Source organism: Brevundimonas vesicularis (assembly GCF_014204545.1).
GTDB lineage: Bacteria > Pseudomonadota > Alphaproteobacteria > Caulobacterales > Caulobacteraceae > Brevundimonas > Brevundimonas vesicularis_B.
This window is the reverse complement of record NZ_JACHLJ010000001.1, coordinates 972349-997375: the sequence shown is the minus strand read 5'-3', so window position 1 is coordinate 997375 and position 25027 is coordinate 972349. Positions and strand designations below refer to the sequence as shown.

25 protein-coding genes are annotated in these 25027 nt (G+C 65.2%); 10 read left to right on the top strand and 15 right to left on the bottom strand.

The window, feature by feature from the left end; translation table 11 throughout:
• Nucleotides 1-86: 86 nt before the first annotated feature.
• From HNP47_RS05100 to HNP47_RS05090, 3 genes are read left to right on the top strand one after another with little or no spacing between them, the layout of a single operon-like run.
• Entirely contained in the window at nt 87-479 is a 393-nt protein-coding gene (locus HNP47_RS05100) for an NADH:ubiquinone oxidoreductase subunit NDUFA12 (protein ID WP_026108621.1), read from the top strand.
• Nucleotides 476-1129 carry a DUF2155 domain-containing protein gene (locus HNP47_RS05095; protein ID WP_184278595.1) on the top strand — a complete coding sequence of 218 codons (654 nt, stop codon included), beginning with the start codon at nt 476-478 and terminating at the stop codon, nt 1127-1129. Before HNP47_RS05100 ends, HNP47_RS05095 begins: the two co-directional genes overlap by 4 nt.
• 26 nt (nt 1130-1155) lie before the next feature.
• Complete coding sequence (locus tag HNP47_RS05090; RefSeq protein ID WP_184278594.1) at nt 1156-1494, top strand: EF-hand domain-containing protein; 339 nt, start codon at nt 1156-1158, stop codon at nt 1492-1494.
• Here HNP47_RS05090 and lepB read toward each other — a convergent pair.
• The 5 genes from lepB to aroQ form a co-directional block, all read right to left on the bottom strand.
• A complete protein-coding gene (lepB, locus tag HNP47_RS05085) occupies nt 1491-2255 on the bottom strand; it encodes a signal peptidase I (protein ID WP_184279110.1) in 765 nt (254 codons plus the stop codon). The genes HNP47_RS05090 and lepB overlap by 4 nt on opposite strands.
• 80 nt (nt 2256-2335) lie before the next feature.
• Entirely contained in the window at nt 2336-3016 is a 681-nt protein-coding gene (gene aat / locus HNP47_RS05080; protein WP_184279109.1) for a leucyl/phenylalanyl-tRNA--protein transferase, read from the bottom strand.
• The gene (gene accC, locus HNP47_RS05075) at nt 3013-4365 is read right to left on the bottom strand and encodes an acetyl-CoA carboxylase biotin carboxylase subunit (protein ID WP_184278593.1); all 1353 of its coding nucleotides are present in this window, start codon (nt 4363-4365) and stop codon (nt 3013-3015) included. The genes aat and accC overlap by 4 nt, the downstream gene beginning before the upstream one ends.
• Nucleotides 4366-4368: 3 nt before the next feature.
• Entirely contained in the window at nt 4369-4860 is a 492-nt protein-coding gene (accB, locus tag HNP47_RS05070) for an acetyl-CoA carboxylase biotin carboxyl carrier protein (RefSeq protein WP_165116179.1), read from the bottom strand.
• 47 nt (nt 4861-4907) lie between these two features.
• On the bottom strand, nt 4908-5354 hold the full coding sequence (gene aroQ / locus HNP47_RS05065) for a type II 3-dehydroquinate dehydratase (protein ID WP_112861799.1): 447 nt from the start codon (nt 5352-5354) through the stop codon (nt 4908-4910).
• A gap of 344 nt (nt 5355-5698) precedes the next feature.
• On the opposite strand from aroQ, the gene thiS reads away from it, so the two are divergent.
• Together thiS and HNP47_RS05055 are read left to right on the top strand one after the other, a co-directional pair.
• Nucleotides 5699-5905 carry a sulfur carrier protein ThiS gene (thiS, locus tag HNP47_RS05060; protein ID WP_055755162.1) on the top strand — a complete coding sequence of 69 codons (207 nt, stop codon included), beginning with the start codon at nt 5699-5701 and terminating at the stop codon, nt 5903-5905.
• A gap of 61 nt (nt 5906-5966) precedes the next feature.
• Entirely contained in the window at nt 5967-6749 is a 783-nt protein-coding gene (locus tag HNP47_RS05055; RefSeq protein ID WP_039247919.1) for a HisA/HisF-related TIM barrel protein, read from the top strand.
• Between the two features lie 106 nt (nt 6750-6855).
• Here the strand turns inward: HNP47_RS05055 and udk are convergent, their stop codons facing one another.
• Nucleotides 6856-7503, bottom strand: coding sequence for a uridine kinase (gene udk / locus HNP47_RS05050; protein WP_184278592.1), 648 nt, complete (start codon nt 7501-7503; stop codon nt 6856-6858).
• Nucleotides 7504-7673: 170 nt separating this feature from the next.
• On the opposite strand from udk, the gene HNP47_RS05045 reads away from it, so the two are divergent.
• Both HNP47_RS05045 and HNP47_RS05040 read left to right on the top strand, forming a co-directional pair.
• Entirely contained in the window at nt 7674-9302 is a 1629-nt protein-coding gene (locus HNP47_RS05045) for a long-chain-fatty-acid--CoA ligase (protein ID WP_184278591.1), read from the top strand.
• Between the two features lie 19 nt (nt 9303-9321).
• Nucleotides 9322-9990, top strand: a complete 669-nt coding sequence (locus HNP47_RS05040; protein WP_184278590.1) for a DUF1499 domain-containing protein — start codon at nt 9322-9324, stop codon at nt 9988-9990.
• On the opposite strand, the gene HNP47_RS05035 is transcribed toward HNP47_RS05040, so the two are convergent.
• Nucleotides 9987-10889 carry an MBL fold metallo-hydrolase gene (locus HNP47_RS05035; protein ID WP_184279108.1) on the bottom strand — a complete coding sequence of 301 codons (903 nt, stop codon included), beginning with the start codon at nt 10887-10889 and terminating at the stop codon, nt 9987-9989. The two genes, HNP47_RS05040 and HNP47_RS05035, sit on opposite strands and share 4 nt — an antisense overlap.
• A gap of 217 nt (nt 10890-11106) precedes the next feature.
• A complete protein-coding gene (locus tag HNP47_RS05030; RefSeq protein ID WP_184278589.1) occupies nt 11107-11646 on the bottom strand; it encodes a hypothetical protein in 540 nt (179 codons plus the stop codon).
• 253 nt (nt 11647-11899) lie between these two features.
• Here HNP47_RS05030 and HNP47_RS05025 point away from each other — a divergent pair, with 253 nt between their 5' ends.
• Nucleotides 11900-14857, top strand: a complete 2958-nt coding sequence (locus tag HNP47_RS05025; RefSeq protein ID WP_184278588.1) for a TonB-dependent receptor domain-containing protein — start codon at nt 11900-11902, stop codon at nt 14855-14857.
• 142 nt (nt 14858-14999) lie between these two features.
• The gene (locus HNP47_RS05020; protein ID WP_184278587.1) at nt 15000-15554 is read left to right on the top strand and encodes a hypothetical protein; all 555 of its coding nucleotides are present in this window, start codon (nt 15000-15002) and stop codon (nt 15552-15554) included.
• A 45-nt stretch (nt 15555-15599) separates the two neighbouring features.
• Here HNP47_RS05020 and metH read toward each other — a convergent pair whose 3' ends face one another.
• The 5 genes from metH to HNP47_RS04995 are packed head-to-tail and all read right to left on the bottom strand — an operon-like array spanning nt 15600 to nt 21730.
• Nucleotides 15600-18266, bottom strand: coding sequence for a methionine synthase (metH, locus tag HNP47_RS05015; protein WP_184278586.1), 2667 nt, complete (start codon nt 18264-18266; stop codon nt 15600-15602).
• Nucleotides 18266-18727 (bottom strand): hypothetical protein, encoded by a 462-nt coding sequence (locus tag HNP47_RS05010; RefSeq protein ID WP_184278585.1) that lies wholly within the window; start codon nt 18725-18727, stop codon nt 18266-18268. The genes metH and HNP47_RS05010 overlap by 1 nt, the downstream gene beginning before the upstream one ends.
• Nucleotides 18724-19818, bottom strand: coding sequence for a homocysteine S-methyltransferase family protein (locus HNP47_RS05005; RefSeq protein ID WP_184278584.1), 1095 nt, complete (start codon nt 19816-19818; stop codon nt 18724-18726). Before HNP47_RS05005 ends, HNP47_RS05010 begins: the two co-directional genes overlap by 4 nt.
• Nucleotides 19815-20771, bottom strand: a complete 957-nt coding sequence (gene metF / locus HNP47_RS05000) for a methylenetetrahydrofolate reductase [NAD(P)H] (protein ID WP_184278583.1) — start codon at nt 20769-20771, stop codon at nt 19815-19817. The genes HNP47_RS05005 and metF overlap by 4 nt, the downstream gene beginning before the upstream one ends.
• The gene (locus tag HNP47_RS04995; protein WP_184278582.1) at nt 20771-21730 is read right to left on the bottom strand and encodes a metalloregulator ArsR/SmtB family transcription factor; all 960 of its coding nucleotides are present in this window, start codon (nt 21728-21730) and stop codon (nt 20771-20773) included. The genes metF and HNP47_RS04995 overlap by 1 nt, the downstream gene beginning before the upstream one ends.
• Before the next feature lie 119 nt (nt 21731-21849).
• On the opposite strand from HNP47_RS04995, the gene HNP47_RS04990 reads away from it, so the two are divergent.
• Nucleotides 21850-22254 (top strand): EF-hand domain-containing protein, encoded by a 405-nt coding sequence (locus tag HNP47_RS04990; protein WP_184278581.1) that lies wholly within the window; start codon nt 21850-21852, stop codon nt 22252-22254.
• 2 nt (nt 22255-22256) lie between these two features.
• Here the strand turns inward: HNP47_RS04990 and HNP47_RS04985 are convergent, their stop codons facing one another.
• On the bottom strand, nt 22257-23183 hold the full coding sequence (locus tag HNP47_RS04985) for a 2-hydroxyacid dehydrogenase (RefSeq protein WP_184278580.1): 927 nt from the start codon (nt 23181-23183) through the stop codon (nt 22257-22259).
• Nucleotides 23184-23212: 29 nt separating this feature from the next.
• Nucleotides 23213-24880 (bottom strand): energy-dependent translational throttle protein EttA, encoded by a 1668-nt coding sequence (ettA, locus tag HNP47_RS04980; RefSeq protein WP_184278579.1) that lies wholly within the window; start codon nt 24878-24880, stop codon nt 23213-23215.
• Nucleotides 24881-25027: the final 147 nt, after the last annotated feature.

Sequence of the window (25027 nt, the reverse complement as noted above, 5' to 3'; positions counted from 1 at the left end):
GCTGGACGAAGAGGGCGCGGGTTTCTATGATCCGCACCAGACGCCGCCTCCCTTTCCGGCGACCCCTTACGGTTGGATTCCACGACGTGTTGAGCAAGATTTTCGGCTGGTGGGAGGGCGCCACGATCGGCACCCGGTTCACCATCGCCAAGCGCGGTCGCTTCGTCGGCCAGGACGAGAACGGCAATCGCTATTACGAGAGCCGCGACAACGTCAGCTACGACGGCCGCAAGCGTCGCTGGGTCATCTATGACGGCTATGCCGAGGCGTCCAAGGTGACGCCCGACTGGCACGGCTGGCTGCACTACACCTTCGACCTGCCGCCGACCGAGCAGCCGCTGCCGCGTCGCGCCTGGGAGAAGGAGCATCTGCCCAATCTGACCGGCACGCCCCTGGCCTGGCGTCCGCCCGGCTCGCTGGCCGGCGACGCCAAGCGCCCGGCCGCGACCGGCGACTATCAGGCCTGGACGCCCGAGTGAAAATCCGCCGCATCCTGTTGGGCGCGGCGTCCGTCGCGGCCGTGCTGAGCGCGGGCGCGGTGACCGCCAGCGTGCTTCAGGACGCACCGCGCGATGCGCGTCCGGTCCAGGATCCGATTGGCGACATTCTGCGCACCACCCCGGCCCAGCCCTCGGTCCCGACCGAGACGCCGCCTGCGGGCGCGCCGGCTCCGCGCTCTCCGGTCGCCGTGGCCCCACCGCCCAACGTCGTCATCGCCGAGGACGCCGCCGTCGAGGAAAAGGCCGAGGAGGAGGTCGAGGCCGAGAAGCCCGTCGCGACCAAGGCCATCGACCAGCCCGCCACGCCCGCGCGCCGCCAGCGTCGCAAGTTCGCGATCATCCAGGCCATCGACAAGGTCACCGCCGAGACGATGAAGTTCGAGGTCGAGGTCGGCGGTCGCCCCGTGCGCTTCAACCAAAATCTGATCTTCGCGGCCCGCGCCTGCGAGGTGACGACGCCCGACGAACTGACCGAAGACGCCATCGCCTATATGGACGTCTCGCTCCAGGCGCGCGGCCGGCAGGAAGGCCGCCAGATCTTCCGCGGCTGGATGTTCGCCTCGTCACCCGCCGTCAGCGGCATCCAGAACCCTTACTACGACGCCTGGGTCGTCGGCTGTAAGAACTGAGCTTTGACGCCGCGAGGAGGCGCGCCATGGATTGCAACAAGCCGCCCAAGAAGACCGAAACGGTCGAAATTCGACTGCCCCACGCGACCAAGACCGCCTTCATGGCCCGGTGCCGTGACGAGGGCCGGACGGCCAGCGACGCCATTCGCCGTTTCATAGACGCAGAGTTGAACGCGACGTCGTCCGGGCGTCCTCAACCCCGCCTGGGCTGGCGACCGCTGCTGGCCGCCGCCGTCGCCGGCCTGGCGCTGGGCGCCGTCGCCGCGCCCTCCCTGGCCCAATCGTCGCCCACCCGCGCCGACTTCGACCGGCTGGACCGCAATCACGACGGCGTCGTCAGCTTCGAAGAGTACCGCGCGCGTTAGCGGATGCGGACTAGGAACCGGTCCCACTGAAGGTCTAACCACGTCCACGGTTTGAACAGGCTGGCGCCCGGCTTCCATGAGGCCAGCACCACCTCGGCCCGGCCGATGATGTTCTCGGCCGGCAGCAGGCCGACGCCGACCTCGGGCGGCCAGCGGCTGTCCAGCGAGTTGTCGCGATTGTCGCCCATCATCAGATAGCAGCCCGCCGGCACACGGCGCACAGGCGTGTCGTCGCCCGGCAGGCCCGGCCCGCCGTCATAGGTGACGTAGGATCGTCCGTCCGCCAGGGTCTCGCGCACCTGCAGGACCCGTCTCTGCGGCGCATCGTGATCGGCGACGACATCCAGCCGGGTCTGTCGCACCGGGTCGCCATTGACGAAGACAACGCCGCCCCGCACCTGAACCGTGTCGCCCGGCAGCCCGACGACGCGCTTGATCCAGGCCTCGCTGGGGTCGCGGGGCAGTCGGAACACCACAACGTCGCCGCGTCTCGGCTCGCGCCCCAGCAGCCGTCCCGGCGACATCGCCGGATTGAACGGCAGAGACGCCGTGCTCCAGCCATAGGGATATTTCGACACGACGATATAGTCGCCGGTCACCAGCCCCGGCTCCATCGACGACGAAGGGATGGTGAAGGGTTGGAACAGGACGATGCGGATCGCGAGCGCCAGGATGATGGCGAAGATCAGCGTCAGGGCGATCTCTCGCACCTCGCGAAGAAGGGACGGGTGGGGCGGGGCTTTGGACGGGGTCTGGGTCATGCCGCCATTGACCGTCAGGCCGGGCGAAGACGCCAATCCTAAGCTGTCGGGACAGGCCTGAAATCGTGTCCGGACAGAGACTAGGCGCTGGCCAGGGCGACGGCTTCTGCGCCGGTCAGGGGCGCGCGCAACACCCCTTGGTCCGGCCTGACCGACAGCGCGGGCTGAAGCCGCTCCAGATAGGTCGCTTGCGGCGTTTCGACCGTACCGAACTGGCTCAGATGGTCGGTCAAGAACTGCGCGTCCAGCAGGTCCCAGCCGCCCTTTCGCAGGCGCGCGACCAGATGCACCAGAGCGACCTTGGACGCGTCCCGTTCGCGACTGAACATGCTCTCGCCGAAGAAGGCCCCGCCCAGCGACACGCCGTAAAGGCCGCCCACCAGCCGCTCGTCACGCCAGCACTCGATGGAATGGACGAAACCCATGGCGAACAGGGCGGCGTACAGCCGCCGGATCGGGCCGTTGATCCAGGTGTCTTCGCGATCCGGTCCTTGCGCCGCCGCACAGCCGTCCAGCACCGCTTCGAAGGCGGTATCGACCCGCACCTCGAACGGCTCGCCCCGCACGGTGCGGCGCAGGCGGCTGGGGATGTGGAAGGCGTCCAGCGGAATGACGCCGCGCTGTTCCGGCTCGATAATGAAGACGCGCGGATCATCGCGCGCCTCGGCCATCGGAAACACGCCCCGGGCGTAACAGGCCAGCAGGTCGTCGGGGCCGAAACCGCCGAAAGGCCCGCTGGCGCTGAAATCGGGGTCGGTCAGGCGTCGCCCTTCTGACGGGCCGCCCACTTCTCCAGCCAGTGGATGTCGTAGTCGCCCGACAGGATGTCCGGCTCGGCCAGCAACTTCTGGAACAGGGGGATGGTCGTATCGACGCCGCCGATGACGACCTCGTTCAGCGAACGCTTCAGTCGGGCAATGGCCTCCTCGCGGTCGCGGCCGTGGACGATCAGCTTGCCGATCAGGCTGTCGTAATAGGGCGGGATCGAATAGCCGGCATAGATCGCGCTATCCAGGCGCACGCCCAGGCCGCCCGGTGCGTGAAAGTCGGTGATCTTGCCCGGCGACGGGGTGAAGGTCTCCGGGTTCTCGGCGTTGATCCGCACCTCGATGGCGTGGCCCTTGAACTCGATGTCGTCCTGGGTGAACGACAGCGGCAGACCGGCGGCGATGCGCACCTGTTCGCGAACCAGATCCACGCCCGTGATCATTTCGGTGACCGGGTGTTCGACCTGCAGGCGGGTGTTCATCTCAATGAAGAAGAACTCGCCGTCCTCCCACAGGAACTCGATGGTGCCGACGCCCAGATAGCCGATGGCGGCGATAGCCTTGTTGACCGTCTCGCCGATCTGCTTGCGACCTTCGGCCGACAGGGCGGGCGAGGGGGCCTCTTCCAGCACCTTCTGGTGACGGCGTTGCAGCGAGCAGTCGCGTTCGCCCAGGTGGACGACATTGCCGTGGCTGTCGGCGATGACCTGGATCTCGATGTGGCGCGGCTTCTGGAGGTAGCGCTCCATATAGACCGCGCCGTTGCCGAAAGCGGCCAGAGCTTCCGACTGGGCGGTCTGGACTGCCTCGACCAGATCGTCAGGCGTCAGGGCGACCTTCATGCCGCGTCCGCCGCCGCCCGCCGCAGCCTTGACGATCAGGGGGAAGCCGATGGACTTGGACGCCTCGATCGCGGCCTCGACCGTTTCGACCTCGCCATCCGAGCCGGGGACGACGGGGATGCCGGCGTCCTTGACCGTCTGTTTGGCGCTGATCTTGTCGCCCATAACCCGGATATGCTCGGGCTTGGGACCGATGAAGCTCATGCCGTGGGCCTCGACGATCTCGGCGAAGCGGGCGTTCTCGGACAGGAAGCCGTAGCCGGGGTGGATCGCCTGGGCGCCGGTGATCTCGGCCGCAGCGATGATCGAGGGGATGTTCAGATACGACTTTGCGGCCGAGGCGGGGCCGATGCAGACGCTCTCGTCGGCCAGCCGCACCCACATGGCACCGCGGTCGGCTTCCGAGTGCACGGCGACGGTGGAGATGCCCATCTCCTTGCACGCCCGGTGAATGCGCAGCGCGATCTCGCCGCGGTTGGCGATCAGGACCTTGGTGAACACGGCTTAGGCTTCCAGCAGGACGAGGGGTTCGCCGAACTCGACCGGCTGGGCGTCGCCGACCAGGATTTCGGCCACAACGCCGTCCCGCGGGGCCTGGATCGGGTTCATCGTCTTCATGGCTTCGACGATCAGCAGGGTCTGACCCTTCTTGACCTTGTCGCCGGGCTGGACGAAGGCCGGGGCCTCCGGCGAGGCCTGCAGATAGGCGGTGCCGACCATCGGCGATTTCACCTCTTCGCCGGCGCGGGCGACGATGGTGGCGGGGTCCGACGGCATGGCGGCCGGCGCAGCAGCGGCAGCGGGCGCAGCGGCAACCGGGGCGGGGGCGGCGGCGTACTGAACCGGGGCGGCGTTGATGGTGACTTCGCGCGCCACGCGGATACGCAGTTCGCCGCGCTCGACCTCGACTTCCGTCAGATCGGTCTCGTTCAGGATCTCGGCCAGCTGGCGAACCAGGGCGGCGTCGATCTCGGCGTGTTTCTTGTCATCGGCCATTGGAGTTGCGCCTTGTCTTTCGTGGTCTTTGATAAACGGGACGGGCCTCAGCCGCGTTCCCGAACCTGGGTGAGGGCCGCCTGGACGGCCAGTTCATAGCCCGCCGCGCCGAAGCCGGCGATGACGCCGGTCGCGGCGGAGGACACATAGGAGTGATGGCGAAACGCCTCGCGCGCCGCCGGATTGGACAGATGCAGCTCGATCACCGGGATCGACAGCGTCTTCAACGCATCATGCAGCGCCACCGACGTATGCCCATAGGCCGCCGGATTGAGGATCAGGGCGTGGGCGCCTTCGCGCGCCTCCTGGATCCAGTCCACCAGCACGCCTTCATGGTTGGTCTGGCGAAACACGATCTGCGCCTCGCCGGCCGCCCGGACGCAGCGCTGCTCGATGTCCGCCAGGGTGTCGCGGCCATAGATGTCCGGCTCCCGAACCCCGAGCAGGTTCAGGTTGGGGCCGTTCAGCACATGAATGACGGGCGTTTCGGCCATGGTTCCAGAATCGATCCGGCGCAGCGCGGCGCAAGAGGGGCCTTTTAGCGGACGCAGGGCGTGGGTCAAACGCTCGCAGCGTCGAACCTTACCCGACGTTGCGTGCGATGGCGTGGATTTCGCAGCGCCGGCTGCCATCGTCCCTGGTCGGGACGGCCTGAGGGAGCGCCGAGGATGCGCCAGGACGGCAAACTGATCCTGAGAACCGTGGTGGCGACCTTGGCGGCCCTGGCCGTCGCGGTCGGCGCCTTCCTGTTCGAGGCGGGCTGAACGCATAGTCTGGCGAAGCGGCCTGTCACCGTCTATCTGACGCGCGACGGTCGGAGGGGCGAAGGTCAGGGAGAATGCGCGTGCACCAGATCCATCTCAATGGCGAACCACGCCAGGTCCAGGCCGCCACCATCCTGGCTTTGGTCGAGGAACTGTCGCTGGACCCGCGCAAGGTGGCCGTCGAACGCAATCTCGAGATCGTGCCCAAGTCCCTGCACGCCGCCACGCCGGTGGCCGCAGGCGATCGTATCGAGCTGGTCCAGTTCGTCGGCGGCGGGTGATCAGATCAAATCCGGCTACGACGGGTTCCCCCGCGCGCCGGAGAGGCCTAGGTCAGCATCCATGACCGATACAGCCAACGAAACCTGGTCCGTCGCCGGCCGCACCTTCAACTCACGTCTGATCGTGGGCACTGGCAAGTACGCCGACTACGCCCAGAACGCCGCCGCCGCCGAGGCGGCCGGGGCCGAGATCGTCACCGTCGCGGTGCGCCGTGTGAACCTGTCGGACCCGACCCAGCCGATGCTGGTCGACTATGTGAAGCCCGACCGCTTCACCTTCCTGCCCAACACCGCCGGCTGTTTCACGGGTGAGGATGCGGTTCGCACCCTGCGTCTGGCGCGCGAGGCCGGCGGCTGGAGCCTGGTCAAGCTGGAGGTGCTGTCCAACACCGCTCACCTTTATCCCGACATGATCGAGACCCTGCGGGCGCTGGATCTGCTGATCAAGGACGGCTTCGACGTCATGGTCTATTGCACCGACGACGTGGTGATGGCCAAGCGGCTCGAAGACGCCGGGGCCGCAGCCATCATGCCCGCCGCGGCCCCGATCGGCTCGGGCCTGGGCATCCAGAACGAGGTCAACGTCCGCCTCATCGTCGAACAGGCCAAGGTGCCGGTTCTGGTTGATGCAGGCGTCGGCACGGCCTCGGATGCGACCCGTGCGATGGAACTGGGCTGCGACGCCGTCCTGATGAATACCGCCATCGCCGGGGCCAAGGACCCCATCCGCATGGCCCGCGCCATGAAACACGCCGTCATCGCCGGCCGCGACGCCTATCTGGCCGGCCGGATGGCGAAACGCATGTATGCAGACCCGTCGTCGCCGCTGGCGGGACTGATCTAAACGCCACCTTCCTCCATAGAGGAGAAGTGGGCACGCGGAGGGTGAACGCAGTTCATCCTCACGATCTCGCGAATAGATACGCAAGACCACATCAGAGCCCTTGGTCCTAATCGTCCAGCAGGGCCTGCAGCAGCGGATGGGCCAGGACCGGAGCGGCAAGACGCACCACGGCCTGGGGGTCTTCCAGGCGGACGGCCGCCGTGGCGTCGGCGACGATGAAGTCGGCGTGGGTGCGCGACGGTTCGGTCAGGCGTTCGTGGCCCGGCCTAACAGTCGCCAGATATTGCGCCACGACCGAATCCGCCGACCGGCCCCGCTCGGCCTGGTCGCGCAGCAGGCGGCGGATGAAGCGGATGTCGGCAGGGGTGTCCACGAAGACGCGAATGTCGAACAGGGCGGTCAGGTCGGGAGTGCACAGAACATGCGTGCCCTCGACGATCACCACCTCGGCCGCCGGAATCGGCTCGCCGCCCGGCTCGCGGCCGTGGTGGATGAAGGAATAGACCGGCGCCGTCACCGCGCGCCCGGCCTTCAGTTCCTTCAGGTCTGCGATCATCAGGTCGTGATCGCGCGCCGTCACATCGTCAAAGTCGAAGGTCGCGGCGTCGAAGCCGGGCAGGGAGGCTGCGTCCTTGTAATAGCTGTCCTCGCGCACCAGCACGGCCGACCCTTCCGGCAGGGCCGAGACCAGCGCCTCCGCCAGGGTGCTTTTGCCGGAGCCGGAGCCCCCCGTGATCGCGATCAGTATGGTCATGGGCGACCTTCTAGACCGCTGAACCTGCCGACGCCACGGGGGACGATCCGCCGCGCCGTGGCTGACGCCCCAGTTGACGTTGGGTCACGTTGCTTATCGCCGATCACCGATGTTAGCGTCGGCTCAAGCGTCGCATCAAAGCAGACGCATCCAAGGGACAAGGATACGACATGCTGGGCTTGATGCAGGACTGGCCGCTGACGGTCGACAAGATCATCGACCACGCCAAGAACTGGCATGGCGAGCGCGAAGTGGTGACGCGCTCGGTCGAGGGGCCCATCGTCCGAACGACCTACGCCCAGATCCACGAGCGGGCCAAACGCGTGTCCAGCGCCCTGAAGGACTGGGGGATCAAGCTGGGCGACCGCGTCGCCACCCTGGCCTGGAACACCGCCAACCATATCGAGGCCTGGTACGGCATTATGGGCATCGGCGGGGTGTGCCATACCCTGAACCCGCGCCTGTTCCCGGAACAACTCGTCTACATCATCAACCACGCTGAAGACCGGATCATCTTCGTCGACCTGACCTTCGTGCCGCTGCTGGAAGCGATCCTGCCGCATATCCCCAAGGTCGAACGCGTTGTCATCATGACCGACGCCGCCCACATGCCGCAGACGAAGCTGCCCAAGGCCGTCGCCTATGAGGACGCGATCGCCGGTCAATCGACCGACGTCGTCTGGGGCGACTTCGACGAACAGACGGCCTGCGGCCTCTGCTACACCTCCGGCACCACGGGTAATCCGAAGGGGGTGCTGTATTCGCACCGCTCCAACTTCTTGCACACCTTCATGGGCCTTCAGGCCACGGTGATGGGCGCCACGCCCAAGGAGGTGATCCTGCCGGTCGTGCCGATGTTCCACGCCAACGCCTGGGGCATCGCCTTCGCCGGCCCCGCCGCTGGCACCAAGCTGGTGATGCCGGGCGCCAAGATGGACGGTCAGTCGATCTATGAGCTGATTGAACAGGAGGGCGTCACCTTCTCGGCCGCCGTGCCGACCGTTTGGCAGGGGCTGTTCGCCCATATGAAACAGAACGGCTTGGGCTTCTCGACTCTGAAACGCGTGCTGATCGGCGGTTCGGCCTGCCCCGAAAGCTTGATCCGCGGCTTCCAGGACGATTTCGGCGTCGAGGTTACTCACGCCTGGGGCATGACCGAGACCTCGCCCATCGGCACCATCGCCAACCTGCCGCCCGAAATCCTGAAGCTCTCCTACGACCAGCAGATGAAATACCGCCTGAAGCAGGGCGTCCCGCCGCTGGGTGTCGAGCTGAAGCTGAAGGACGAGGCGGGCGCCGAACTGCCGCACGACGGCGCGACCTTCGGTCGTCTGATGGTCAAGGGACCGACGATCAGCCGCGCCTATTTCAAGGAAGACGGCTCGATCCTAGATGACGAAGGCTTCTTCGACACCGGCGATGTGGCCACGGTCGACGACCTGGGCTTCATGCAGATCACCGACCGCGCCAAGGACGTGATCAAGTCGGGCGGCGAGTGGATCAGCTCCATCGAGATCGAGAACATCGCCGTGGGTCACCCCAAGGTCGAGATCGCCGCCGTCATCGGCGCGGCCCACCCCAAATGGGACGAACGGCCCGTGCTGATCCTGAAGCTTAAGCCCGACGAGACGCTGGACAAGCAGGAGCATCTGGACTTCCTGACCGGCAAGATCGCCAAATGGTGGATGCCCGACGATGTGGTCGCCGTGGACGACATTCCGCTGGGCGCGACCGGCAAGATCGACAAGAAGCTTCTGCGCGACCGGATGAAGGACTATCGTCTGCCGACCGCCGCCTAACCCTAGAACCGGAGCCTGAATGCCGACCAGAAAGCCCGTACCCGCCATTCTGCCCTGGCTGACGGCGCTTGCGGCGGCGCCCTTTGTGCTGGTCGTGGCGGCCGTTACGGCGACGCGGTTCGGCGGGCTCGATCTGGCGATCGGCTACGACCTGCTGACCTGGACCGTGGCGCGCATCCTGGCCTGGGTCGGTTTGGCGGCGGCTCTGACGGCGGCGGTGCTGGCGCTGCGCGATCTGAAGGGCAGGGGGATTTATGCACTGGTGGCGCTGGTTCTCTCGGGCGCGACCGTCGCCGGCTTCGTGCTGCGTCAGGGTCAGGATGCGACGCCCCATCCGCGTGACGTCAGCACCAATCTGGACGAGCCGCCCGGCCTGCCCCGCGCCGCCGGCGTGCGCAGCGGCGCGCCTCAAGCCTGCGAGGGTGTGGACGCCGTCCCGACCCAGGTCCTGGCCCAGCAGGCGACCTCGGCCCTGGTCGACGCCGGTTTCGTCGTCACCCGCGCCACAACCTTCCAGGTCGAGGCCGTGCACGCCGGCGCCTGGTTCGGCTTCGCCACCGACGCGGTCGTTCGCATCCGTCCCGGCCGCACCGACATCCGCGTCGCCGCACGCGGCAGTCGTCCCGACGGCGGCGCCACCTGCCGTCTCGCCGCCAAGATCACCCTAAACCTTGGGGCGGAAAGCTAGGCCAGCCGGAACTGCGCCGACAGGCCGGGCGCGCCATCGCTGATCGCCGCGCCGTCCTCGACCAGCTTGATCAGATGCGCCAGTACCGACAGCGAGGCGGCCGGCCACAGCCGCTGATCGACGGCGGCGTACAGAACCGGGACCATCTCGGCGATCGTGCGATCCCCCGCCGCCAGCCGCTGAAGCACTTGCGCCTCCCGCTCCATCCGATGAGCGCGATAAGCCTCCAGAAACGGCCGCACCTGCGTCACCGGCGCCCCGTGCGTCGGCCAAAGCACATCGAAGTCGCGCGCGATCACCGCGTCCAGGCTGGCCATATAGTGGCGCATGCTCCCATCCGGCGGGGCCACGACCGTCGTCGACCAGCCCATGACATGGTCGCCGCAAAACAGCGCGTTCTCCTCGCGCAAGGCGAAGGCCATATGATTTGACGCATGGCCGGGCGTGAACATCGCCTCGATCGTCCAGCCGTCGCCTTCGATGACCTCGTCGCCCGTCAGCACCACATCGGGCGCGAAGTCCGCATCCTCATCCTCGTCCAGCGCACCCGACGCATGCGTTTCCCGCACCGGGGGCCGGGCCGCCCAAATCCGTGCTTTGGTCGCCTCGGCGAACGGCCGGGCCAGCGGCGCATGATCCCGATGCGTATGCGTCACCAGCACATGGCTGACCCGCCGCCCCTTGACCGCCGCCATCAGCGCCGCCAGATGCGCTTCGTCCATCGGCCCCGGATCGATCACCGCGACCTCGGCCCCTCGATCCAGGCGGCCGACGATATAGGTCCCCGTTCCGGTGAAGGTGAAAGGCCCCGGATTGTCGGCGACCACGCGCTGGATCAACGGCGACACCTGATCGCGCCGCCCATAGGCGAAGTCGAAGGCTCTCACGAACGGGATCACCGTCACGGCCGCGTTTGGCGCAGAGCTTGCGTTAACGTCTTGGTAATCATGCCTGGAGCGCCCACAATGGCCCGTTCGATCGCCAACGCTGTATCAAATCGGCTCCCGTTCGTCGCGGCGGCGATCCTGTGTCTCGCCGCGGTGCAACTGATCGCCGCCTCCTGCACGCCGGAGCCCGCGCCCTATGCGGCGCGGGGGGGGATCCAACGCTAGAGAACTACTCGCGGCGTACACGGAAGGGCGGATCGTTCGCCACCTTCATCATGTAGCTTCCCAACGCTGCCCTGCGCACGGTAACCGGATTCTGCCGGTTCGCCGAAAAGAGCACATCCACGCCGTCGGTCTTACGCCATACCGAGCCGTCATCCAGCGTGATGGACCATTCCCCCCTGCCAAGGTTTCGGGCTGAGGTCATCGTCGCCGTGATGGACTGCAATTCTTCGGATCGCCCTGACCCGCTGAATGGGTTCAAGCCCGTTACGTTGAAGCCGAACAGTCGACGTTGATTCTGTTCCACATCCTGCCGGCTGACGATCGCAACCTCGCCGGCGGCTGCCAATCGAGCCGCGGCGGCGTCGAAACACGCCAGTCGGGCGGCATCGGCCGCGATCGTCGTGCATTGCGTCACGGCTCCGACCAAGTCGCTCCCTAACGAAGACAAACCTTGCTGCGCTAAAGCCTGGTTTGACGCAAAAATAACCGATGCAACCGATAGAACGGCGATTTTTTTGGCGTGTTTGCCATCTGAACGGGCCATAATCTTCTTCGTCTCATTAAGGTGGCGGCCAGTATATCATTAGAATTCGAGTCGTGTCCGATGTCGCTGTAGCGACTATGGTGTGTCGTCTTTGCGACAGGCGTGTCTCCAATGTGTTCAAGCGCCACCTTCTCGCTGGACTTGCTGCCTGCGTTGGTATGCTCTCGCGCCCAACCGATCGCATGGTCGGCAAATGGCTAATGTATTGAGCAGTTCGTTTCTAACGATCTTGGCTCTTCTGGGAGAACAAGCCTTGAACAACAACAGATATCGTCGCGGCCTGCTGGCAACCACGATCATCGGCGGCGCCGCTTTGGCGATGGCCGCTACGCCCTCGTTCGCACAGTCGGCTGACGACCAAGCGACCGACGTCGGCGAGATCGTCGTCACGGGTTCGCGCATCGCGCGTCAGGACTATCGTTCGACTAGCCCGATCGTCACGGTCACCGCCCAGGACTTCCAGGCGACGGGTTCGGTCACGATCGACACCTTGATCAACGATCTGCCGCAGTTCACGCCGTCGATCTCGTCGACCTCGAACAACCCGTCCAATGGCGGCCAAGCCAACATCAACCTGCGTAACCTGGGTTCGAACCGCACGCTGGTTCTTATGAACGGCCGTCGCGTTGTGCCGTCGAACTCGGACGGTTCGGTTGACGTCAACCTGATCCCGACGGCCCTCATCAAAAATATTGAAGTCATCTCGGGCGGCGCCTCGGCGGCCTATGGTTCGGACGCCCTGGCTGGTGTTGCGAACTTCATCCTCGACGAGAACTTCTCGGGCGTTCAGGTCGACGCCCAGTACGGTGAAACCGATCGCAGCGACGGCAAGACCGAAAGCTACTCGGTCACTGTCGGCGGCAACTTCGACGACGACCGTGGCAACATGGTGCTGTCGCTCGGCCGTTCGACCCGCGATGTGATCTTCAACGCCGCGCGTGACTTCTCGGCGGTGTCCGGCCCTTCGGGCACCTCGCCCCTGGGTTCGACGATCTTCGACAGCAACAACCTGCCAAGCCTGGCTTTGGTCAGATCTTACTTCAACAGCCCGACGCTTGTTGAAACGGGCGCGTTCGGTTTCAACGATGACAACACGCTGTTCTCGTACACTGGCAAGCTGAACGTCAAGAATCCGGCTGGAGCCGGCGCGGAATACACGGCGCCCGGCGCCAACTACACGTTCAACACGGGTCCGCTGAACTATCTGCAACTGCCGCTTGACCGTTACAACGTCTACGGTGGCGGCCGTTACAAGATCAATGACAACGCTGAAGTCTATGCCAATGCGTTGTTCACCCAATATGTCGCCGACACCGAACTGGCGGCTAGCCCCGCGGCCAGCGGAACCGGTTTCCGCGTCCCGGCGACCAACCCGTTCATCACGGCTGATCTCCGCAGATTCCTGAACTCGCGTGCTAATCCGAATGGTTCGTTCCTGCTGAACAAGCGCTTCACGTCGCTGGGCGGTCGCCACTCGACGGAAGAGTACAACATCTATCAGATCACCACGGGCGTCCGTGGTCAGGTTCCGCAAAGCACCTGGACGTATGACGTTTACGGTTCGTATGGCCGCGTTTCCAACACGACCACTCAAACCGGCAACGTTTCTCGCTCGTCGGTTCAGCGACTGCTGGACGCTGCGGACGGCGGACGCAGCCTCTGCGCTGGTGGTTTCGATCCGTTTGGCGTGACAGACCTGTCGGCCGAGTGCATCAACTACATCGGTCGTTCGGCGCGTAACTCGACCGTGACCGAACAACGGGTCATCGAAGCGTCGCTTCAGGGCAAGGCGTTTGATCTGCCGGCCGGTGAAGTTCGTGTCGCCCTCGGCGCTCAGTATCGCCAAGACGACTTCGCCTTCGGCGCCGACTCCTCGCTCGCTCAACAGAACGCGGTCACGCCTCACTTGGGCGCAAATGGCCAGCCGGACGGCGGCAATGTCGGTGGTTCGGAAATCGCCGGCTTCAACCCGACGCCTTCGCTGAGCGGTGGTACAAACTCCAAGGAACTGTTCATCGAAGCGCTGGTCCCGCTGCTCTCGGATCTGCCTTTCGTCGAGCAACTGGATCTGAACCTCGGCTATCGTTACGCCGACTACAGCACCGCTGGCGGCACGCAGGCCTATCGTGCGGAGCTAGACTGGACCGTCGCCGGCGGTCTGCGCGCTCGTGGCGGCTATAGCCGCTCGGTTCGTGCGCCGTCGATCGGGGAGCTGTTCGCCACCGCGAGCACGAACTTCCCGAGCATCGGCGCGCCCTCGGCTGCGGGCACCGGTGGTGACCCCTGCGATATTCGCAGCAGCTTCCGCCAGGGCTCTAACGCCGCTGCCGTCCGTGCGCTGTGCTTGGCGCAAGGGATTTCGGCTCAGGCGATCGATCGCTACACCTTCTCCAACAACCAGGTCGAAAGCCGCACCGGTGGCAACCCCAACCTGTTTGAAGAGACCTCGGACAGCTGGTCGGTCGGTCTGGTGTATCAATCGCAGTTCACGTCGCCTTGGCTGTCGGGCTTCTCGGCTTCGATCGACTACTACAACATCGAAATCACCGACGCGATCGGATCGATCGCGGCAGACGACTCGCTGGCCGGCTGCTTCAACGTAACGGGCGAAAACCCCACCTTCAGCAACGCCAATAGCTACTGCCAGCTGTTCAGCCGCGATCCGCTGTCCGGCAACATTGTCGGCGCGATCGAAAATCAGGCCAACCTTGGCATGATCAAGACGTCTGGCGTCGACTTCCAGGCCGACTGGGCGTTCAACATCGCCGACATCGGTGGTGGCGATTGGGGCCGTCTGAAGTTCAACACGGTCATCAGCTGGCTGGAGAACTACGAAGACAACGTCGTCGAAGGCGGCGCTTTCACTGACCGTACGGGCACGATCGACAGCACCTTCGGAAACACCTTCCCGGAATGGAAAGCTCTGACGTCGGTGACTTGGGCGAGCGGTCCATTCTCGGTCGGCGCACGCTGGCGTCGGGTTGGCGAAATCACGGTGATCAACACCACCGAGGTCCTGCCTTCCATCGACTACTTCGATCTGAACGGTTCGTGGTCCATCAACGACACGGTGTCGCTGCGCGGCGGTGTGAACAACCTGACCGACGAACAGCCGAACGTCTTCGTTCCTGGCGTTCAGGCCAACACCGACCCGTCCACCTATGATGTGCTGGGTCGCCGTTACTACGTCGGTCTGACCGCCAAGTTCTAAGGCCGGTCATCGACGACAGACTGAGGCGGCGGAGCAACGCTCCGCCGCCTTTTTCGTTTAAGCGGCGCCGTAGAAAAACCATTCGCGCGGGCGAGCGTTACGGATCGTCGCCTATTTGCGGCGCGCCCCTCCAAGGAAGATCATGCTGAAATTTGTCGTTCCCGGACTATCGGTCCTGTCGCTGCTGGCTGCCGGCGCGGCGGTTGCTCAAACGCAGGATGGGCCGATCGTGACGGGTAATCGCTCGGGCGAGACGGCCGATGCGTTGAAGACGCGCGAGGCCATCGCCTATGCACGGCCGTTGCCGCGCGGCGCGCCAAGCGCCGACTATCCGCTGGTGGCGTGGTGCGATGCGCTGGTGACGGGCCATGCCGATCTGGGCGAGACGCTGACGTCGCGTGCGCCGGAGGATGTCGAGCTGGTGCGTCTGGGCCGTCTCGAAGCCCAGGATTTCCGTAGCGCCCTGGAGGCGGCCGCGCCGCGCCAGTCGGCGGCTTCGAAGGCCGAGGCCGAGCAGGCCGTCGCCGCCGTCAAGGCGCAGTGGGCGCCGCTGATGGCGAACCCTGACGCCGAGGCGCGCAGCCAGTCGTTTGGCCTGTTCTTCGGTCTGCCGGGCCGCTGCGAGCACGCCGCGCGCCGCCTGCGCGACAACATCACAACGCCGCCTGCCACGCTGGAGAGCGTCGGTATCAACTGATCGGTTCGGCGGTTACCCGATCACAGACGGCGGCTTGAGCCCGGCTCAAGCCGCCGTGTCGCGTTTGGCGGCGTAGGGATCGTAGTTGAGGATGGGGGCAAGCCAGCGCTCGGCGGTGGCGACGTCCCATCCCTTGCGCCGGGCGTAATCCTCGACCTGGTCTAGATCGATCTTGCCGACGCCGAAATAGTGGCTGCCCGGATGGCCGAAATAGAGGCCGGAGACCGAGGCGGGGGGCGTCATAGCGTAGCTCTCGGTTAATGCCATGCCGGCGTGGTCTTCGGCCTGCAGCAGGCGGAAGAGCGTAGCTTTTTCAGTGTGGTCGGGCTGGGCGGGATAGCCGGGTGCAGGGCGGATGCCTTGGTATTGTTCGGCGATCAGCGCGTCGATGTCGGCCGTTTCGTCGGCGGCGTAGCCCCACAGGGTGGTGCGAACTTCCTTGTGCAGCCGTTCGGCGAAGGCCTCGGCGAGGCGGTCGGCCAGGGCAGTGGCGAGGATGGCGGAATAGTCGTCGCCGACGTCCTTGAACCGTTTTGCGATCTCCAACTCGCCGTGCCCGGCCGTGACGGCGAAGGCGCCGATATAGTCGTCGCCATCGTCGTTGATGAAGTCGGATAGAGCCAGGTTCGGCTTGCCGTTCGACTTCTTGATTTGCTGGCGCAGGGTGTGGAAGCGGGCGATCTCCGCGTCGCGGCCTTCGTCGGCGAATACGATGACATCATCGCCGTCGGCGCGGGCCGGCCAGAAGCCGACAACGCCTTTCGCCGTGAACCACTTCTCGTCGATGATCCGCTTCAGCATAACCTGCGCGTCGGCGAACAGGTCGCGCGCGGCCTCGCCGACGATCTCGTCGTCCAGGATCAGCGGATAGCGGCCGATCAGCTCCCAGCTGGCGAAGAAGGGCGTCCAGTCGATGTGGTCGGCCAGATCCTGCAGGTCCCAGGCGTCAAACGCCTTCACGCCGAGGAAGGACGGCTTGCCGGGCATGGGCTGGGCGGGGTCGATGCGGAAGCGGTTTTCGCGGGCCTGAGCCAGGGTGGCGCGCGCCTTCACCTCCTGGCCGCGCGCATATTGCTCACGGATGCGAATGTATTCGTCGCGGGTGGCGGCCTCGTTCTTCGCGCGCTCGGTCTTGGACAGCAAACCCGAAACGACGCTGACGGCGCGCGACGCATCGACGACATAGGTGGTCGAGCCCCGGCGATAGGCGGGTTCGATCTTGACTGCCGTATGGGTGCGGCTGGTGGTGGCGCCCCCGATCAGCAGAGGGATGTCGAAGCCGCGCCGTTCCATTTCGGCGCCGACGAAGACCATCTCGTCCAGCGAGGGCGTGATCAGGCCCGACAGGCCGATGATGTCGACGTTGTGGGCCTTGGCCTCGTCCAGGATGCGGTCGGCCGGGACCATGACGCCGAGGTCGATCACCTCGTAGTTGTTACATTGCAGCACGACGCCGACGATGTTCTTGCCGATGTCGTGGACGTCGCCCTTGACGGTGGCCATCAGGATGCGGCCCGCCTGCTCGCGCGGCTTGCCGGCCTTCTCGGCCTCCATGAAGGGCTCCAGCCAGGCGACGGCCTGTTTCATCACGCGGGCGGACTTCACCACCTGCGGCAGGAACATCTTGCCCGAGCCGAACAGGTCGCCGACCACGTTCATCCCGTCCATCAGCGGGCCTTCGATCACGTGCAGCGGGCGCTCGGACGCCAGGCGGGCCTCTTCGGTGTCGGTCTCGATGAACTCCGTGATGCCGTTGACCAGGGCGTGTTCGATCCGCTTGCCAACCGGCTGTTCGCGCCATTTCAGATCGACGACGCGGGCTTGGCCTTTCTCGCCCTTGTAACGGGGCGCCATGTCGACCAGCCGCTCGGTGTTCGTGACATTGGTCCGCTGCGGCCGGTTCAGGATCACATCCTCGACCGCCTCGCGCAGTTCGGCGTCGATGTCGTCATAGACCGGCAGGTCGCCGGCATTGACGATGCCCATGTCCATGCCGGCATTGATGGCGTGGTACAAAAAGACGCTGTGGATCGCCCGGCGCACCGGCTCGTTGCCGCGGAAGCTGAACGAGACGTTCGACACCCCGCCCGAGATGCGGGCGTAGGGGAGGGTGCGTTTGATCTCCCGCGTCGCCTCGATGAAGTCGACGGCGTAGTTGTCGTGCTCCCCAATCCCTGTCGCCACGGCGAAGATGTTGGGATCGAAGATGATGTCCTCGGGCGGGAAGCCGACCTCGTTGACCAGGATGTTGTAGGCGCGGGTGCAGATCTCGATCTTGCGGGCGGCGGTGTCGGCCTGACCGACCTCGTCGAAGGCCATGACCACGACGGCCGCGCCGTAGCGCAGGCATTTGATCGCATGATCGCGGAAGGCTTGTTCGCCTTCCTTCATGCTGATCGAGTTGACGATGGGCTTGCCCTGAACGCACTTCAGGCCCGCCTCGATCACCTCCCATTTGGAGCTGTCGATCATCACCGGCACGCGGGCGATGTCGGGCTCGGCTGCAATCAGGTTCAGGAAGGTCCGCATGGCGACGACGCCGTCCAGCAGCCCTTCGTCCATATTGACGTCGATGATCTGGGCGCCGGCCTCGACCTGTTGGCGAGCGACGTCCAGCGCAGCCGAATAGTCGCCCTCGACCACCAGCTTGCGGAATTTGGCCGAGCCGGTGACGTTGGTCCGTTCGCCGACGTTGATGAAGGTGGGGCGCATCAGGCGGACTCAACTACGAGGATAGGCAACCTGTTTCGCTGCCAGAGGCTTTTCTTGATCGACCGGGCGCGGCGCCATGACATGATGGATACAGCACCGGTCGTGACGGCTTTTTTGAAGCCCCGACTATCCAGGAATATCCAGGAGCGTGTCGGATAGCCTTTGGGACCGCTGACAGAGACGCCTCGGCCTGCTATGACCGCGTCGCAAAGAGCGAGTGCCTCTTCGACGTCGTGATCATTTCGGAGACGTTTGAAGTCTAGGCCTTGGCCACAACTCAGGCCTAGCTCGTAGCTACCCAGACGCGCCTCCAGAAGAGACATGTCGCCGCCGTCCCCCATTCGGAGAAGAATATATTTCTCAGAGTCGTGATCGATCACGCAGGCGGGGCTGCTTGCTGCTAGTTTTCGGAGTTCGATACGCAACCGCTCGAACGCCTCGACCTCTCCGGTCTTGCTCACGCCACCATCTCGAACGGTTCGAGGCCGGATAGCCGCAAGGCCACCGGTCGTTCCGGGATGACGCGGGGCTTCAGCGGCGCGACCTCTTCGGCGACGTGACGAATGTGATCCGGCGTCGTGCCGCAGCAGCCGCCGACGATATTGACCAGACCCGAGGCGGCCCATTCCTCGATGAAGTGGGCGGTCTCGTGCGGTTCTTCGTCGTACTGGCCCATGGCGTTGGGCAGGCCGGCGTTGGGGTAGGCGGCGACCAGAGTGTCGGCGACGCGGCTCAGCTCGGCGATGAAGGGTCGCATCAGGTCGGCGCCCAGGGCGCAGTTGAAGCCGACGGCGAAGGGTTTGGCGTGGCGTACGCTGTTCCAGAAGGCTTCGGCCGTCTGGCCCGACAGGGTGCGGCCCGAACGGTCGGTGATGGTGCCCGAAATCCAGATCGGCAGGACGTCCATGCCTTCGTCTTCCAAGTCCTTGATCGCTTTGATCGCGGCCTTGCAGTTCAGCGTGTCGGTGATGGTTTCAATCAAATAGAGATCGACCCCGCCTTGGTTCAGCGCCTTCACCTGATGGCGATAGGCCTCATAGACCTGGTCGAAGGTCACGCTGCGGGCGCCGGGGTCATTCACGTCGGACGACATCGACAGCATCTTGTTCAGCGGGCCGATGGAGCCGGCGGCGAACCGCGGCTTGTGCGGCTCCATGGCGGTCCAGCGGTCGGCCGAGGCGCGGGCCAGTTTCGCGCCCTCCAGATTGATGTCCCACACCGCCTGGGCGTCCAGGGCGTAGTCCTCCTGAGCGATGGTGGTGCCCGAGAAGGTGTTCGTTTCGCTGATGTCGGCGCCGGCGGCGAAATACTGGTCGTGCAGGTCGGCGATGACATCGGGCCGCGTGATGCAGAGGATGTCGTTGTTCCCCTTCATCTGGTGTTTCTCGTCATAGCCTTTGGCGGCGACGAAGCGGTCGGCGCGGAAGTCGGCCTCGTCCAGCCCCCGACGCTGGATCATGACGCCCCAACTGCCATCGAGGACCAGGATGCGTTCCTTGGCCGCCTGATGCAGGGCGGCAATGCGTTCTGCCCGAGTTAGAGAAGCGGTCATTGGGCTGCCGCCGTCTCGCGCACGCCCAGAACGCGACAGATCGCATAAACCAGGTCGGCGCGGTTCAAAGTGTAGAAGTGGAAGTCCGAGAAGCCCTCTTCCTGCAGACGCGCGCAGGTCTCGGCGGCGACCGAGGCGGCCACCAGTTTGCGGGTCTCAGGATCGTCGTCCAGGCCGTCGAAATGCGCCTTCAGCCAGTCGGGAATGCTGGCCCCGCAGGCGCCGCACATCCGGGTCAGGCCGGCGAAGTTGGACACCGGCATGACGCCGGGAATCAGGGGGATAGTGACGCCCGCCGCCCGCACCCGGTCGCGGAAGCGCAGGAAGGCGTCGATGTCGAAGAAGAACTGGCTGACGGCGCGGGTGGCTCCGGCGTCAACCTTGGCCTTCAGCACCTCGATGTCGTGATCGATGGACGGACTTTCGGGATGGCGCTCGGGATAGGCGCCGACCGTGACGTCGAAGCCGCTTATGCGGTTGATGGCGGCGGTCAGTTCGGTGGCGTTGGCATAGCCGTCGGCGCGCGGCTGATAGACGCCGCCGATGCCAGCCCCGCCGGGCGGATCGCCGCGCAAGGCCACGATGTGATCGACGCCGATCACCTTGTAGCCTTCGATGACCTCGTCGACTTCTTCCCTGCTGGCCTCGACGCAGGTCAGGTGGGCGGCGGGTCGTAGCGAAGTCTCGGTGATGATGCGCTGGACTGTGCGGTGGGTCCGTTCGCGGGTCGAACCGCCGGCGCCGTAGGTCACGGAGACGAAGGCGGGGTTCAGCGGCTCCAGACGGCGGATCGCCTTCCACAGATTGGCCTCGGCCTCATCGGTCTTGGGCGGAAAGAATTCGAACGAGACTCGCACGGCGTCGCGGTTCGATCCGGCGCGGGCTACGGGGCCAAGCGGCGACAGCAGCAGGGCGCGGGCATCGGCCAGGTTGAGGGAGGCGGAGGAGGCCATCAGGCGGTCTTTCTGTCCTGGACGCGGCGTTCCGCCGTCCAGATGGTCACGGTCAGGCCCTCGGCGTCGTGCGGCAGAGCGATCGGGGCCGATGGCGTCAGGCCGCCGTCGAGCAGCCAGCCGTTGATCTCGCTGTCGGCGAAGCCCAGGCGGCGATGCTGATGCGCCTCGCGCATATGTTCGAAGTCGTGCGGGGCGAAGTCGATGATGACCAGGCGGCCGTTCGGACTGACAAGGCGGGCGGCCTCGGCCACGGCGGCGGACGGATCGGACAGGTAGTGCAGCACCTGATGCACGATCACCAGATCGGCGCTGGCGGCGGGCAGGCGGGTGGCGAAGATATCGCCGTGGCGCAGTTCGACCTGCTCCACACCCGCCTTGGTGACGTTGGTGCGGGCGATGTTCAGCATATTCTGGCTGAGGTCCAGCCCGACCGACATCTTGGCCTTCTTGCCGAACAGGGTCAGCATCCGGCCAGAACCCGTGCCCAGATCGACGACGCGTTCGAAGGGGCCGGGCCCCACAGCCTTTTCCAGCGCCGCCTCGACAGCGCTTTCGCTGACGTAGAGCGAACGCAGGCGGTCCCACTGGGGCGCGACCTGTTCGAAATAGCTGACGGCGGCTTCCTCGCGGTCCTTGCGGACTTCGTCCAGACGCCGATGATCAGCTTCGCCGGCGTCGTCGGCCAGGATGTCCAGCACCGTGTCGATCAGCCGGCGCGCTTGGGCGTCGTGTGACAGGCGGTAATAGACGCGGGCGCCGTCGGGAAAGCGCTCGATAAGCCCGGCGTCGGTCATCAGCTTTAGATGGCGCGACACCCGGGGTTGGCTCTGATCCAGGATGCGGGACATTTCCATGACCGACAGCTCTTCACCCGCCAGCAGCGACAGAAGGCGCAGACGGGTGGGTTCGCCAGCGGCGCGGAGGGCTTCGACAGTCTGATCGGCGGACAAACTCATATGCTCATATAAAGATATCCTTATATGATTTGGCAAGTGAAATCGGTTTCTTGGAACCGCGTCGACGGGAATGGTTCGTGCGTGCGTTAAAGCCCACAGACCCGTCTTGGAGTGATCTTATGCGTAGCCTGTTCATCGCCGCTCTTGCTGTCGCCGCCGCCAGTCCGACGTTGGCCCAGAGCGACTTTCCCGAGACGCCCATGCCTCAAATGTCTGGACCTGAAATGTCAGGGCGGCCTATGGGCGGACAGATGCGGCCGCCGGAGCGCGAAAACCTAGCCCAGATGCAGGCGCGCATGACCCAGATGTTCAACCGCCTAGACGCCAATGAAGACGGCGTAGTCGACGCCAGCGAACTGGCCAATGCGCGCGGCGGTCGGATGCTGGCGCGCTTCGACGCCGATGCAGACGGACGTATCACTCGCGAGGAGTTCGACGTGGGCCTCGCCGCCGCCTTCAAGGCGATGGACAAGAACGGCGACGGCGTGGTGACGGCGGACGAGCGGCCGCAGCGTCCCCGCTGAAGTCAGACGACGGGCGTCTTCAGCGGCTCGCCTGCGAAATGCGCCTGCAGGTTGTCGATCAGCAGCGTCAGCATGCCCTGCACGCCGGCGGTCGTGGCCCCGGCGGTGTGGGGCGTGAGAATAACATTGGGAACGTCGGCCCAGCGCGCTGGGTCTGTCGGCTCTTCGATGAAGACATCCAGGGCGGCCTGACCCAATGTCCCTGACTTCAAAGCGGCGATCAGGGCGTCCTCGTCCACGACCTGACCGCGCGAGACGTTGACCAGCAGGCCGTCCGGGCCAAGCGCCTCGATGATGTCCCGCGAAATCAGGCCGCGATTGGTCTCGTCCGCCTTGCAGGCGACGACCAGGATGTCGCTGGCCTTGGCGAGCGCCAGCAAGCTGTCGGCGCGTGGCCATTCGGCGTCGTGCGGGCGCGGCCCCCACCAGCTGACCGCCATGCGGAAGGCCTCGGCGCGGTCGGCGACGGCCTTGCCGATGTGGCCCAAGCCGACAATGCCCAGCTTCTGGCCAGCGAGCGACGTCGTGATGGTGCGCGTCTCGAAGGTCCAGCCGCCAGCGCGGACCTGACGGTCGCCCGAGGCGATCTGGCGGCGTGCGGCCAGGATCAGGCCCAGGGCGTGATCTGCGACATCCTCGTGATTGACGCCGGGGGCATGGGTGACAGGCAGGCCGCGCTGGCGGCACCAGTCGATGTCGATCCCATCATAGCCGGAGGTGAAACAGGCGATCAGGTCGAGATTGGGCAAGCGTTCGATCAGCGCCTTATCCAGCGGCGCCTCGCCGGCGACGACCAGGACGCGGATGTCGTGGGCGGCCTCGATCGGCGGACCTTCCCAGAAACGATAGACGTCGTAGGCGCTCTCCAGAAATCCCGAGAGCGGCGCAAGATGCCGCTGCATGATGAGAACGGCGGGGCGTTGGGTCATGCAGCGGCTCCTCTTGTCAGGTCAGGCGATCAGCGGCCGAACTTCTGGTGCTGGATGCGCTTGGGGATGATGCTGTCGGCGCCCAGGCGACGCATCTTGTCCTGTTCGTAGGCTTCGAAGTTGCCCTCGAACCATTCTACATGGCCGTCGCCCTCGAAGGCGAGAATGTGGGTGGCCAGACGGTCAAGGAACCAGCGGTCGTGGGAGATGACCACGGCGCAGCCCGCGAACTCTTCCAGAGCCTCTTCGAGGTTCTGCAGGGTCTCGATGTCCAGGTCGTTGGTCGGTTCGTCGAGCAGGATCAGATTGCCGCCCGAGGCCAAGGTCTTGGCCAGGTGGACGCGGTTGCGCTCACCGCCGGACAACTGGCCGACCTTCTTCTGCTGGTCGCCGCCCTTGAAGTTGAAGCTGCCGACATAGGCGCGGGTGTTGATCTCGCGCTTGCCGACCATCATCACGTCGGTGCCGCCCGAAATGGCCTGCCAGATGGTTTCGTCCGGCTTCAGATCGTCACGCGACTGATCGACATAGGCCAGTTTGACGGTTTCACCGACCTTGATCGTGCCGCCGTCGGGCTGTTCCTGGCCGGTGATCAGCTTGAACATGGTCGACTTGCCGGCGCCGTTCGGGCCGATGACGCCGACGATGCCGTTGGGCGGCAGTTTGAAGGTCAGGTTGTCGAACAGCGTCTTGTCGCCATAGGTCTTTTGCAGACCCTCGACTTCCAGAACGACGTTGCCGAGGCGCGGCCCGGGCGGGATCTGGATGTGGGCGTGGGTCTGGGCGCCGCGCATCGATTCCTGTTCCTCGACCATCCGCTCGTAGGCGGCCAGACGGGCCTTGGACTTGGCCTGACGGGCCTTGGCGCCCGAACGCACCCATTCCAGTTCGCGGGTGAGGGCGCGCTGGCGGGCTTCGGATTCCGACTGTTCCTGCACGACGCGCTTGGTCTTGGCTTCCAGCCACGAGGAGTAGTTGCCCTCGTGCGGGTGGCCCTTGCCGCGGTCCAGCTCCAGCGTCCACTTGGTGACGAGGTCCAGGAAGTAGCGGTCGTGGGTCACCAGGATGACGCAGCCGGGGAAGTTTTCCAGGTGGTGCTGCAGCCAGGCGACGGATTCGGCGTCCAGGTGGTTGGTCGGTTCGTCGAGCAGCAACATGTCGGGCTTTGACAGCAGCAGGCGGGCCAAGGCCACGCGGCGCTTTTCACCGCCGGACAGGTTGGTGACTTCCCAGTCGTCAGGCGGGCAGCGCAGGGCGCCCATGGCTTGGTCGATGCGGCTGTCGATGTCCCAGACGTCGCCGGCGTCTATCTTCTCCTGAAGGGAGGTCATCTCCTCCATCAGCTCGTCGGTGTAGTTTTCGCCCAGTTCGGCGGCGACTTCGTTGAAGCGGTTGACCCACTGCTTCTCTTCGCACCAGGCCTCGACGTTTTGACGAACGTTTAGGCTGTCGTCGAGCTTGGGCTCCTGCTCCAGATAGCCGCGCTTGATGCCGTCGGCGGCGCGGGCCTCGCCGTTGAACTCGTTGTCCAGGCCGGCCATGATTTTCAGCAGGGTGGACTTACCCGAGCCGTTGACGCCGACGACGCCGATCTTGGCGTCGTTGTAGAAGCTGAGCCAGATGTTCTCGAAGATCTTGCGGCCGCCGGGGAAGGTCTTGGTCAGACCCTGCATCTGGAAAATATATTGCTGCGCCATGAGGTGCGGTGCGCCCTTCGGGTTCGTCTGAATGGGGAGTTGCGCCGGATGTAGCGATCCTGCGCGCGAAGGGCAAATATGGCGGGCAGGCGGCCGAACGGAACGGCTGTAAAGCGTGTCCGTTGATGACAATGGCGCGCCTTGATC